Genomic DNA, 12,067 nt, shown 5'->3' on the forward strand with positions numbered 1-12,067 from the left:
TCGCAGGCAAATTGGCCTTGCTGGTGCCTTGGCTGAAGCTCAGGAAGAACGCTGGTGAATATGGCTGAGCAATTCGGCTTCAGCGGTATCGAGGTAGCTGCGCAGGGTTTCGGCAGCTTCCATCCGCTTGCCATCGCGCAATAGCGCGAGCAAGGTGGCATTGCGCTCTACATAGTGCGAATGGAAATCCGGGGCATCGCTCATGGCATGGAAGACCAGGCGCATGCGAGCCAGCACCCGACCCATGAGTTCCTGGAGAAGCGCGCTGTGCGAGGAACGCACCAGCTGCTTGTGGAAGTCCTGGTTGGCGCTGGCCATGCGCGCCACGTCGCCGGCCGCGAGCCCGGCCCGCGCCTGGGCGATGATCCGCTCCAGCGCTTCCAGGTCCAGCTCCGGGCCCCAGGCCAGGCATGCCGGCTCGATGGTCCGGCGGACCGCATAGATTTCACGCACGTCATCGGCGTCAGGGGAGGCGACAAAGACCCCGCGGTTGGGGATGCGGGTGATGATCAGTTCGCTGTTGAGCAGGGTGAAGCTTTCGCGCAGGGTATTGCGCGAAAGCCCCAGGGATTCGGCCAAGGCCTGTTCGGAGAGCTTGTCGCCAGGCAGCAGTTCGCCTTCGGCAATACGCCGGCGCAGCTCATCGGCAGCCCACACGCCGCTATGCGCGTGCGGTGCTTTAGCTGGGCGGGCGGCGGTAGTGCTGGTGGCATCCATGCTTCCAATTTATCCCATCTGCCCTGCGGTTTTATCCGCCAGGGCGGCGATGCTAATTGATTGTGCCCAAGGTATCGCCGCGACGAACTCCGGTACCCACGCTGATGCTGGCCGCAGTGAATATTCCGGCACGGTGTGCGGTAACAGGGGATTCCATCTTCATGGCCTCGATAATGGCCACGCTCTGGCCGGCTTCCACGCTTTGCCCGTCTTCCACGGTGAAGCGCACCAGGTTGCCGTCCATGCTGCTCTGCACCGCGGAGGCATCTTGTTCGCCAGCCTCTTCGCCCTGCGCGGCGGCAGCCGCTCCAGCGCCCGAGGAGTTGCGCAGCGCATTGGTCATCGCCGCTGGCAGTCCCAGCTGCACGGCCTTGCCATCGAGTTCGATGGTGATCGTTTCGCGGCTGGTGTCGCGCTGGTCCAGATCCATGTCATCGCTGCCTTCCACCTCGTTGAGGAACTCGTCCTCGATCCAGGTGGTGTACACGCCCAGGGACTGGCCTGTGAACGCCTCATGATTGATGATGCTGCGGTGGAAGGGCAATACCGTGGGGACCCCGGCGATGTTGATTTCTTCCAGTGCCAGACGGGCCCGGCGCAAGGCCTGGTCGCGGTCCGCGCCGCGCACAATCAGCTTCGCGATCATCGAATCGTAGAACGGCGGAATGATCGATCCGCTGCGCACACCGGTATCCACACGCACCCCGGCACCGGTGGGAGCCTCGAAGCGTTCGATGGTGCCCGGTGCTGGAAGGAAGCCGCGGGCCGGATCCTCGGCATTGATGCGGAATTCGAAGGCGTGGCCGGTTGGCTTCGGGTCTTCGCTCAGCGATAGCGGCAGCCCATCGGCAATGCGGAACTGCTCGGCAACCAGATCCACGCCGGCGGTTTCCTCCGTGATCGGGTGCTCCACCTGCAGGCGGGTGTTCACTTCCAGGAAGGAGATCAGCCCGTCCTGGGCCACCAAGTACTCCACGGTACCGGCGCCCACATAGCCCGCTTCCTTGCAGATGGCTCGCGCCGATTCGTGGATGCGGGTGCGCTGCTCGTCGCTCAAGAATGGTGCAGGAGCTTCTTCGACGAGCTTCTGGTGGCGGCGCTGCAGCGAGCAGTCGCGGGTGCCGATGACCACGACGTTGCCGTGGGTGTCGGCGAGGACCTGGGCTTCGACGTGGCGCGGCTTGGACAGGAAACGCTCCACGAAGCATTCGCCGCGGCCGAAAGCCACGGTGGCTTCGCGGGTGGCGGATTCGAAGGACTCGGCGATGTCATCCATCGAGTGGGCGATCTTGATGCCGCGTCCGCCGCCGCCGAAGGCAGCCTTGATGGCCACCGGCACACCGTATTCCTCGGCGAAGGCGCGCACTTCGGCGGCATCCTTGACCGGTCCGTCGGTGCCCGGGGCCAGCGGAGCGCCGGCGCGGACCGCGATCTGGCGCGCGGTGACCTTGTTGCCCAGGGCTTCGATGGCTTCAGGCGAGGGGCCGATCCAGCTCATGCCGGCATCGATGACGGCCTGGGCGAAGCTGGCATTCTCCGAAAGGAAGCCGTAGCCCGGGTGCACCGCATCGGCGCCGGAGTGCTTGGCGATCTGGATGATCTTCTCGATGTTCAGGTAGGTGTCGGCGCCGGTGGAACCATGCAGCGGGTACGCTTCATCGGCGCGGCGCACGTGCAGCGCGTCGGCATCCGGATCCGAGTAGATGGCGACCGAAGCGATGTTCGCGTCGGTGGCTGCCCGGGCAATGCGGACCGCGATTTCGCCTCGGTTGGCGATGAGAACTTTTTTCATGACAATCCTTAGGCTTCAGCGGCCGGTTGGCCGGCAGCGGGATGGAGGAGAAATCGAATGCTGCTTCCCGGGGGAAGCTGCGCGGCTGCGCTCAAGTCTTCGGCGATGACGGTGGCGATCACCGGATAGCCGCCGGTCACCGGATGATCGGCGAGGAACAGTACCGGCAAGCCGGAGGGCGGGACCTGCAGCGAGCCTCGGGCCACGCCTTCGCTGGCCAGCTCGCCTGCGCGGATGCGCTGCAGCGGTTGCGCGCCGGTGCCCAGGCGCACGCCAACGCGGTTGGACTCGCTGGTCGCTTCCCACACCTGGCCGGTCAGCTGGGCCAGTCCTGCCGGGCCGAACCAGTCAGCGCGCGGACCGGCCAGCACCCGCAGCGTGTACACTCCCTGGGCATCGGGGACCGGAAGCGTGCTGGGCAGGGAATTGCCGACGATGTGCCCGATGCGCGGACGCTGTACCGGAAGCACGCCACCGGATGCCAGCGGCGCCGGGCCCACCCCGGAGAGGGTGTCGGTGGACAGCGAGCCGAGGACCGGTTCAAGCCCGATCTGCCCGCGCACCGCCAGATAGCTGCGCAACCCGCGGCCGCCCGAGGTGACCGTGAGGCGCTCGCCGTGCAGCAGGGCGAAGGGCGTATTGCCCGCGACCTGGCGTTCGGTGCGCACTTCATCGTCGGCGGCCGGGGTGATCCACAGGTCGGCTTCGGCACCGGTATGAGCCAGCACCTGGTCCTGCTCGGCTTCGAGCGTGATGCGGCTGCCCAGGTTCTCGATGACTGCGTGGTTGACCGGGTTGCCCACCAGGCGGTTAGCCTGGTGGAAGGCTGCTGGGTCAGCCGCGCCGGCCACGCCGACGCCGAGATTGCCGTAGCCGATGCGCCCGGCATCCTGCAAGAGCGACTGCAGGCCGGAATCGATGATGCGCAGTGCGCTGCTTCCGTCCGCGGCGGGCTGCGCTGGCGCGGACGCGGGGGTTTCGCGTACCGCGATCTTCTGCATGGCAGGGGTGAACTTCACGGTGTCCTGCGGGCGGATCAGCGCCGGGTTCTCGCGCTCCAGGTCCCACATCTGCACGTCGGTATGCCCGATCAGCTGCCAGCCGCCGGGGGACTGGCGCGGGTAGACGGCCGAGTACTCGCCGGCGAGCGCGACAGCACCGGCTGGCACCTTGGTGCGCGGTGTTTCGCGGCGCGGCACGTTCAGCTGCTGGTTCTGGCCAAGCAGGTAGGCGAAGCCCGGGGCGAAGCCGTCGAACACCGCACGCCAGGCCTGGGTGCTGTGCGCGGTGATGACCGCATCAATGCTCAGCCCAGTCAGCTCGGCGACGGCAGCGAGATCTTCGCCGTCGTAGTGCACGGGAACGTCAACGACCTTGCCGATGGTTTCAGCCGCCGTGCCGAAAGCCAAGGTAGGCAGCAGGGTGCGGGCACGCTGGGCTTGTTCGGCATTGGAGAATTTGAGCAGTACGGTCTGTGCCGCGGCCAGCAGGTCGCGTTGGCCCTCCAAAGGGGACGCTTCCAAGGCAGCGTTCAGTGCGAGCACCGCATCCAGAGAGTCGAGGTCGACGAGCAGGTCGTGGGAGCCGGCGTGGTGGATGGCGCGGATGCTCACGCGAAGCTCCGGATCTGCACGCCGGCATGTTCCAGTCCTGCGCGCACGGCGCTGGCCATGGCCACTGCACCGGCAGTATCGCCGTGCAGGCAGATGCTCTCGGCTTCCATCTTGATGGTGCTGCCGTCCACGGCAACAATGGTGCCTTCGGTGGCCAGCCGGACCATGTTCTCGGTGACCTGCGCGGGGTCGTGCAATACGGCGTTGGATTCGCGGCGGGAGACCAGGGTGCCCTCGGGGGTGTAGTTGCGGTCGGCGAAGGCTTCTGCGACGCCGCGCAGGCCAGCGGCTTCGGCCTTTTGCAGGGCGACAGAACCTGGCAGCAGCAGGACCGGCAGGTCGGCGCCGAAGGCCTTGATGGCATCGATGACGGCCTGGGCATGCACCTGGTGGTGCACGATGGTGTTGTACAGGGCGCCGTGCGGCTTGACGTACTTGATTTCGCTGCCTGCGGCGCGTGCCAGGGCTTGCAGGGCTCCAAGCTGGTAGAGCACGTCATCGGCCAATTCGGTGGCCGAGCAGTCCAGGAAGCGGCGGCCGAAACCGGCTAAGTCGCGGTAGCCGACGTGGGCTCCGATGGTGACATTGGCGCTGACGGCATCGCGGCAGGTCTGGGCGATGGTGCTGGGGTCTCCGGCATGGAAGCCGCAGGCGACGTTGGCTGAGGAAACGGAGGTGAAGATGGCGGCGTCATCGCCCATCTTCCAGTTGCCGAACGACTCGCCTACGTCTGAGTTCAGGTCGATGAATGCCATTGTGATCCCCGTCTCGTGAAAATGCCTTGGTAAAAGAATGCCTTACTTTCCCCAATTGTTCAACAATCCTAGGGGAGGAAGTCTTGGCAAGCGCTCTCACCCGGTGGCTGACTGCCCGGATCGGCTCAGGCAACGGCAAAGCCCGGGGCGGGAATTCACGCGGAATTCCGGCCCCGGGCCTGCGTTATGCGTCAACGGCGGCTGCTATCAGTCTTCGTTGTCGCCATCTTCTTCATGTCCAAAGGGAATCGGCGCGTTCTGCGCCTCGTCTGGATCTGGTACCTCGGTGTTCTTGCCGTGGGGATTCGGCGACTTGTCCGGACCAGTGGTTTCGTCGTGATGTTCCGCTGCCATGATTCCTTCCCTTCATCAGTACTAGATTTTCTCAAGCCAGCTAATAATTGCTGCTTGCCCACAGCCTAGCGGTGATTGCATGCAAACTCCGGAGGATTCAGCGAACTATCATGTTCGCCCGCCGTGGAATCGCAATCAGCAGCCGGGCTGACACCGCGATCCTAGGACAAGCCCACGGCATTGCCCTGCTCATCGACATCCATGTGCATCGCCGCAGGCAGCTTCGGAAGCCCCGGCATCGTGGTGAGCGCACCGGTGATGGCGACGATGAAGCCGGCACCGGTTTTCGGAATGATTTCCCGGATCTGCAAGGTGAATCCTTCGGCGGAGCCCAGCAGCTGCGGGTCATCTGAGAAGGAGTACTGGGTTTTGGCAATGCATACCGGAAGATCCTCCCACCCGTTGGCGTGGATCTGCTCCAGCATCAGCTTCGCTCGTGGCGAGTAGTCGACCCCGGCGCCGCCGTAGATTTCCTGGACCAGCATCAGGATCTTCTGTTCAACGGGAAGTTCCAGTGCGTAGAGCGGGGCGAAATTATTGGGCGCTTCGATGGCGCGCAGCACCACGCGAGCCAATTCCTGGGCCCCGGCACCGCCTTGGCCCCAGACATCAGCCACGGCGCAGGCGATGCCGTTGGCCGCCGCCCACTGGGTGACCACCTGGAGCTCGGCCTCCGTATCGGCGGTGAACCGGTTGACGCCGATGACCGGTTCGACACCGAATTTGCGCACAATCCCCACGTGCCGGGCCAAATTGGCCAGGCCTGCGTTCACGGCCTCGGTGTTCTGCTGATCCAGCTGGTCCTTGGGTAAACCGCCATGCATTTTCAGGGCGCGGATCGTGGCGACCACCACCACGGTGGCAGGCGGGCATTCGGCATAGCGGGCCTTGATGTCCATGAACTTCTCGGCGCCCAGATCCGTGCCGAACCCGGCCTCGGTCACCACGACGTCGGCCAGCGTGCGCGCGGTGTTCGTGGCGATGGCCGAGTTGCAGCCGTGCGCGATATTGGCGAACGGGCCGCCATGGATCAGTGCGGGGGTACCGCCAATGCTCTGCACCAGGTTGGGCTTGAGCGCATCCTTGAGCAATAGCGTCATCGCTCCAGCAGCACCCAAATCATCGACGGTGACCGGCTCCTTGGCATAGGTGTAGCCCAAGGTCATTCGGCCGAGCCTGGCGCGCAGGTCCGCCAACCCGGTGGCCAGGCAGAAGACCGCCATCACTTCGGAAGCCGCCGTGATCTCGAAACCTGCATCCCGTGGCATTCCATCGGCTGGCCCGCCCAGTCCAATGACGATATTGCGCAAAGAGCGGTCGTTCATGTCCATCACGCGCTTGAAAGTAATGCGCCGCGGATCGATGCCCAGCGCATTGCCCTGCTGCAGGTGGTTGTCGATCAATGCCATGAGAAGGTTATTGGCGCTGGTGATCGCGTGGAAGTCCCCGGTGAAATGCAGGTTGATTTCATCCATGGGCAGTACCTGGGACTGGCCGCCTCCGGTGGCCCCGCCTTTCATCCCGAAGCTGGGCCCCACCGAGGGTTCGCGCAGTGCGATCATGGTTTTCGTCCCCGCAGCTGCCAGGGCATCGCCCAGGCCCACCACCATGGTGGATTTTCCTTCCCCGGCCGGCGTGGGGGACATGCCGCTGACCAGCACTACCTTCCCCATAGGCGCACTGGAATCCAGCAGTGCCGGGTCGATCTTGGCCTTGTACTTGCCGTAGGGCTCTACTGCTTCCTCGCAGATCCCCGCGGCGGCGGCGATCCGGGATATTGGCTGCAGTGTTGCACGCGCTGCAATTGCTAGATCGCTCATGTCGGACTCTGGCGTCATTGCCATCCTGCGTCCCCTTATCTGGCTGGGCCGGTATCCCGGAAGAATGGGGAAGACCTGAGGTGCTGGAATTCCCCGATTGGGCTTCAAGCTACCATCTTGAAGGCGAAGCGAGAAGGCTGCGCTGGGCGGAACTCGTTGGGCAGAACCTGGAATAGTGCCTTGCCGGGAACTGGCTGGGGCGGCAGCAGCATGGTCCTGAAGCCCGAGCGGAGGAATTCCACTTGGAATTCCTCCGCTCGGGCTGAATGCTGTAATTATCCAGGGCGACTGCCGCTTTGACGGGCGCCAGCGCCCGGACGAATCCGAGCCTTCAGGGCCAGCATCGCCGGAGCATTGCTTCAGTGATTAGCGTGCGAATTCTCGCCCTTGATCATGAAGGCGAAGACGATCCCGATCGTGGCCAGCACGGCGCCGACGATGAACGAGATATGCGCGCCAGAGAACAAGGCCTCGGCCAGCTCGGACCCGGCGTCCAGCTGGACCTTTGACAGCAGCGACATCACGGTCACGAAGACCGTGGTGCCGATGGCGCCGCCCAGCTGCTGCGCGGTATTGAAGATCGCCGAACCGTGGCCGAACAGGCGCGGATCCACCGAAGCCATCGCGGAGGACATCAATCCGGTCATCAGCAGGGCCAAGCCGATGGAGAAGACGATGTGGCAGAGCATGAACATCCACAGCTCGGTCTGCGCGGTGACAGTGGTGTACATCCACTGACCGGCGGCCAGGAACACGGCGCCGGGGATCAGCACCGGGCGCGGACCGCGCTTGTCGTAGATCCGCCCGAAAATCGGCGAGGCGATGGCCTGCGCCAGCCCGCCGGGAAGCAGCATGATGCCGATCTGCAGCGAGTCGATGCCCTGGCCGGATTCCAGCAGGATCGGCACGATCATCAGCGAACCGAGCAGGGTGCCGAAGGCGATCATGATCATCGCTATCGCGAAGCTGAAGCTGCGCGAGGCAAACGGGGCCAGGTTCAGCAGTTCACGGCCGCTGGCGGCTAATTTGACCTGGCGGATGATGAACAGGGCCAGGGCCACCAGGCCGATGGCGAAGCTGGCGATCATCATTGCGGAGTTATCTGCGGCATGCTCGATGCTGGAAATGCCGTACACCAGGAACCCGAAAGCCAAGGCGGACAGCAGAACCGAAGCGGAATCCACCTTGATCTTGCGTGCGGTGGAAGGGATCTTGAAGAAGATGGCGCCCAGTACCAAGACCGCCACGGCGATCGGCAGCATCAAGATAAAGATGTAGTGCCAGTCCAAGGCGTGCACGACGGCACCCGAAGCGGTCGGCCCGATGGCCGGGCCCACGCCGATGACGATCGAGTTCAGCCCCATGACGGTGCCGCGCTGGCGGACGGGCACCAGGGCCAAGGTGGTGGTCATCAGCAGGGGCAGGATGATGGCCGTTCCAACGGCCTGGATGATGCGCGCCAGCAGCAAGAAAGCGAAGCTCGGCGCCAGGACCGCGATGGCAGTGCCCAGGATGAAGCTGAGGATCGCGAAGAAGAACAGCGACCGGTGCGCGAAGCGCTGCAGCAGGTATCCGGTGGTGGGGATGACTACCGACAGGGTCAGGAGGAATCCGGTGGTGAGCCATTGTCCGGTGGATGCCGAAATGGACAGATCCTGCATGATGCCAGGCAGTGCCACGGTGAGCACGGTTTCGTTCAGGATCATCATGAACGCGGCCAGGGCCAGGGAGGCGATGATGCCGGTCAGGGCTTTGCCGGTGGGCTGCCCGGCGGGCGCGGCTCCTGGCTTTGCGCTGGTTGCAGCGGGTTTTGTCGTCATGGATTCTTCTTCCTCTGGGGTGCCAACCGCTAAATACTGTCACACTCTGCCACTTTCTCGTAAGCAAATCTGGCAGACTGTGACAGGAAACAAATTCGGTGGACGTAGCCCGCGCGGCGCGGGCGGCAAGTGATCATTGGAGAGCACCATGGGGATTCGCGAGGACCGCAAGGCGGCCACCCTCCAGGCAATTCACGCAGCGGCCCTGGAGCTGGTGGAATCCCACGGCCTGGACTCGGTGACCGTAGGGCAGATTGCCGCCCGCGCCGGCATTTCCGAACGGACGTTCTTCCGCTATTGCGACTCCAGGGAAGCGGCCATCGTGCCCGCCCAGCATGAGCTGATCGACGCTGTGGCCGGATGCGAGATTGCTCCCGGGTCCACGAGCGCGCAGATCTTCCGCCTGCTCGCCGGCGAATGCCGCAGGATCCTGGTCGCGGAGATCCGTGCCAGTGAATACCGCCGCATTTCCCGGTTGATTGTCATCGAGCCGAAACTCCTGCTAGCCATCACCCGGCAGGAGCAAGCCTTCTCGGCAGCCACCGCGCAAGAGCTGCGCCGTCGCGGCCTGCTGCCGGCCATGCCTGCCCTGATGATCGGCGAAACCCTGGCTGTCCTCTGGCGCGTGGCCTGGCAGTGCTTCGGCCAGGCGGAGCGGGCCGGGCAGCCTGCGGATCCGGTTGAGCTCTTCGATGCGGCGATGTCGGAACTGTCGGGGTTGGCCGTGGCTGTGTCCGAATAGCGGATAACTATCTTGAGTTATCGTCGATTAACTTAAATGTGACGAACTGCTTGCGCGCTGTCCAGCCCGGCATTTCGGCGAATATCAGGGATTGCCGCGCGTATTTCTCGGTGCCTTAAAGTGTGGTGCAGAGCAAAATCAGGTAGATTTGGAACGTTGAGTTCAGGGCGGATAACCCCGCTTCCGCACGACGTTCAGGGAGACGCCACACCTATGGCAAAGATTATTTACACCCATACCGATGAAGCGCCGATGCTGGCGACCCACTCGTTCCTGCCAATCGTGGAGGCCTTCGCCTCGACCGCTGGTGTGGAACTTGAGACCCGCGACATCTCGCTGGCCGGTCGCATCATCGCTACCTTCCCGGACTATGTGACCGAAGAGCAGCGCATTTCCGATGCTCTGGCAGAACTTGGCGAACTGGCCAAGACCCCAGAGGCCAACATCATCAAGCTGCCGAACATCTCGGCTTCGATCCCGCAGCTGAAGGCTGCTATCGCCGAGCTGCAGGCCGCCGGCTACGCACTGCCTGACTACCCGGACAACCCGAGCTCGGATGAAGAGACCGACATCCGCGCCCGCTACGACAAGATCAAGGGTTCGGCAGTGAACCCAGTGCTGCGCGAGGGCAACTCGGACCGCCGTGCACCGCTGAGCGTGAAGAACTACGCCCGCAAGTACCCGCACTCCATGGGCGAATGGTCCGCTGATTCGAAGACCAACGTCGCCACCATGGGCGTCGACGACTTCGCAGCCAACGAGAAGTCCGTCGTCATCGACGCGGACAAGAAGATCTCGATCCGCTTCGTCGGCGAAGACGGCGAAGTCAAGGTCCTGAAGAAGCCATTCGACGTGCTGGCCGGCGAAGTCATCGACGGCACCGTCATGCACGCCGCAGCGCTCTCCGAGTTCCTGAAGAACTCCGTAGCCCGCGCCAAGGAAGAAGGCGTGCTGTTCTCGGCGCACCTGAAGGCCACCATGATGAAGGTTTCGGACCCGATCATCTTCGGCCACGTGGTCAAGGCCTACTTCTCCGAGCTGTTCGACACCTACGGCGACGAGCTGGCAGCAGCCGGCCTGAACCCGAACAACGGCCTGGCAGCCATCATCGGCGGCCTGGACGAACTGTCCGACGAGGTCCGCGCCGGCGTGGAGAAGCTGATCGCCAAGGGCCTGGAAGAGGGCCCGGAAGTTGCCATGGTCGATTCCGACAAGGGCATCACCAACCTGCACGTTCCATCGGACGTGATCGTTGACGCTTCGATGCCGGCAATGATCCGCCTGGGCGGCAAGATGTGGGATGCCAAGGGCAACACCGCAGACACCCTGGCTGTACTGCCGGATTCCTCCTACGCAGGCATCTACCAGGTTGCCATCGACGACTGCCGTGCCAACGGCGCCTACGACCCAACCACCATGGGCACCGTGCCAAACGTCGGCCTGATGGCACAGAAGGCCGAAGAATACGGCTCCCACGACAAGACCTTCGAAATTGCCGGCAACGGCCACGTGCAGATTGTCGACGAGAACGACACCGTGCTCATCGAGCACCAGGTCTTCGCTGGTGACATCTGGCGCGCCTGCCAGACCAAGGATGTAGCCATCCGCGACTGGGTGAAGCTGGCCGTGAACCGCGCTCGCGCTTCGGCCACCCCGGCAGTGTTCTGGCTGGATGAGAACCGCGCGCACGACGCAGTGCTGATCGGCAAGGTCAACGAGTACCTGAAGGAACACGACACCGAGGGCTTGACCATCAAGATCCTGTCCCCAGTCGAGGCTACCCAGTACTCCATTGACCGCATCCGCAAGGGCGAGGACACCATCTCGGTGACCGGCAACGTGCTGCGCGACTACCTGACCGACCTGTTCCCGATCCTGGAACTGGGTACCTCGGCCAAGATGCTCTCGATCGTTCCACTGCTGGCTGGCGGCGGCCTGTTCGAGACCGGTGCCGGTGGTTCGGCTCCGAAGCACGTGCAGCAGCTGGTGAACGAAAACCACCTGCGTTGGGATTCGCTGGGCGAGTTCATGGCCCTGGGCGCTTCCTTCGAGCACCTGGCTGTCAACAACGACAACGCTCGCGCCCAGGTTTTGGCAGACACCCTGGATGCTGCGACCGGCACCTTCCTGCTGGAAGACAAGTCGCCTAAGCGCAAGGTCGGCGAGCTGGACAACCGCGGCAGCCACTTCTACCTGGCCAAGTTCTGGGCTGAAGAATTGGCCAAGCAGGACAAGGACGCTCAGCTTGCGCAAGCATTCTCCGCCGTTGCCAAGGCACTGGACGAGAATGAGGAAGCCATCGTTTCCGAGCTGGCTGCCGTACAGGGCCAGGCCGTGGATATCGCTGGCTACTACCGCCCAGACGAAGCCAAGACTGCAGCAATCATGCGCCCAAGCGCATCGCTGAACAAGGCTCTGGAACTGCTGACCAAGTAGTCTCTTAGATCCCAGTCC

10 protein-coding genes are annotated in these 12,067 nt (G+C 63.7%); 2 read left to right on the forward strand and 8 right to left on the reverse strand.

Features of this window, described 5'->3' with window-relative positions; genetic code table 11:
- Positions 1 to 39: 39 nt before the first annotated feature.
- From AARI_RS03695 to AARI_RS03720, 8 genes are all read right to left on the reverse strand, one after another.
- The gene (locus AARI_RS03695; protein ID WP_013348016.1) at positions 40 to 717 is read right to left on the reverse strand and encodes a GntR family transcriptional regulator; all 678 of its coding nucleotides are present in this window, start codon (positions 715 to 717) and stop codon (positions 40 to 42) included.
- A 52-nt stretch (positions 718 to 769) separates the two neighbouring features.
- Positions 770 to 2,509: an acetyl/propionyl/methylcrotonyl-CoA carboxylase subunit alpha gene (locus AARI_RS03700; protein ID WP_013348017.1), complete on the reverse strand. Its 1,740-nt coding sequence runs from the start codon at positions 2,507 to 2,509 to the stop codon at positions 770 to 772.
- Positions 2,510 to 2,517: 8 nt separating this feature from the next.
- Entirely contained in the window at positions 2,518 to 4,122 is a 1,605-nt protein-coding gene (locus tag AARI_RS03705; RefSeq protein WP_013348018.1) for a 5-oxoprolinase subunit B/C family protein, read from the reverse strand.
- Positions 4,119 to 4,877 (reverse strand): LamB/YcsF family protein, encoded by a 759-nt coding sequence (locus AARI_RS03710; protein WP_013348019.1) that lies wholly within the window; start codon positions 4,875 to 4,877, stop codon positions 4,119 to 4,121. Before AARI_RS03710 ends, AARI_RS03705 begins: the two co-directional genes overlap by 4 nt.
- A gap of 207 nt (positions 4,878 to 5,084) precedes the next feature.
- Complete coding sequence (locus AARI_RS19555) at positions 5,085 to 5,231, reverse strand: hypothetical protein (protein WP_013348020.1); 147 nt, start codon at positions 5,229 to 5,231, stop codon at positions 5,085 to 5,087.
- A gap of 161 nt (positions 5,232 to 5,392) precedes the next feature.
- On the reverse strand, positions 5,393 to 7,075 hold the full coding sequence (locus tag AARI_RS03715) for a formate--tetrahydrofolate ligase (RefSeq protein WP_013348021.1): 1,683 nt from the start codon (positions 7,073 to 7,075) through the stop codon (positions 5,393 to 5,395).
- Between the two features lie 80 nt (positions 7,076 to 7,155).
- Positions 7,156 to 7,293 carry a hypothetical protein gene (locus AARI_RS19560; RefSeq protein WP_157867078.1) on the reverse strand — a complete coding sequence of 46 codons (138 nt, stop codon included), beginning with the start codon at positions 7,291 to 7,293 and terminating at the stop codon, positions 7,156 to 7,158.
- Between the two features lie 117 nt (positions 7,294 to 7,410).
- Positions 7,411 to 8,871 carry an MDR family MFS transporter gene (locus AARI_RS03720; RefSeq protein WP_013348022.1) on the reverse strand — a complete coding sequence of 487 codons (1,461 nt, stop codon included), beginning with the start codon at positions 8,869 to 8,871 and terminating at the stop codon, positions 7,411 to 7,413.
- A gap of 148 nt (positions 8,872 to 9,019) precedes the next feature.
- Between AARI_RS03720 and AARI_RS18445 the strand changes: the two genes are divergently transcribed.
- Together AARI_RS18445 and AARI_RS03730 are read left to right on the forward strand one after the other, a co-directional pair.
- Positions 9,020 to 9,613, forward strand: a complete 594-nt coding sequence (locus AARI_RS18445; protein ID WP_013348023.1) for a TetR/AcrR family transcriptional regulator — start codon at positions 9,020 to 9,022, stop codon at positions 9,611 to 9,613.
- A 213-nt stretch (positions 9,614 to 9,826) separates the two neighbouring features.
- Positions 9,827 to 12,049, forward strand: coding sequence for an NADP-dependent isocitrate dehydrogenase (locus AARI_RS03730; RefSeq protein ID WP_013348024.1), 2,223 nt, complete (start codon positions 9,827 to 9,829; stop codon positions 12,047 to 12,049).
- The last annotated feature ends 18 nt before the right edge of the window (positions 12,050 to 12,067 follow it).

This window comes from Glutamicibacter arilaitensis Re117, from assembly GCF_000197735.1.
In the GTDB taxonomy this organism is placed as follows: Bacteria; Actinomycetota; Actinomycetes; order Actinomycetales; family Micrococcaceae; genus Glutamicibacter; species Glutamicibacter arilaitensis.

What these genes read in the sequence shown, in the direction of transcription:
- AARI_RS03695 (WP_013348016.1), bottom strand. Translation starts at nt 717, where the DNA reads ATGGATGCCACCAGCACTACCGCCGCCCGCCCAGCTAAAGCACCGCAC.
- AARI_RS03700 (WP_013348017.1), bottom strand. Translation starts at nt 2,509, where the DNA reads ATGAAAAAAGTTCTCATCGCCAACCGAGGCGAAATCGCGGTCCGCATT.
- AARI_RS03710 (WP_013348019.1), bottom strand. Translation starts at nt 4,877, where the DNA reads ATGGCATTCATCGACCTGAACTCAGACGTAGGCGAGTCGTTCGGCAAC.
- AARI_RS19555 (WP_013348020.1), bottom strand. Translation starts at nt 5,231, where the DNA reads ATGGCAGCGGAACATCACGACGAAACCACTGGTCCGGACAAGTCGCCG.
- AARI_RS03715 (WP_013348021.1), bottom strand. Translation starts at nt 7,075, where the DNA reads ATGGCAATGACGCCAGAGTCCGACATGAGCGATCTAGCAATTGCAGCG.
- AARI_RS03720 (WP_013348022.1), bottom strand. Translation starts at nt 8,871, where the DNA reads ATGACGACAAAACCCGCTGCAACCAGCGCAAAGCCAGGAGCCGCGCCC.
- AARI_RS18445 (WP_013348023.1), top strand. Translation starts at nt 9,020, where the DNA reads ATGGGGATTCGCGAGGACCGCAAGGCGGCCACCCTCCAGGCAATTCAC.
- AARI_RS03730 (WP_013348024.1), top strand. Translation starts at nt 9,827, where the DNA reads ATGGCAAAGATTATTTACACCCATACCGATGAAGCGCCGATGCTGGCG.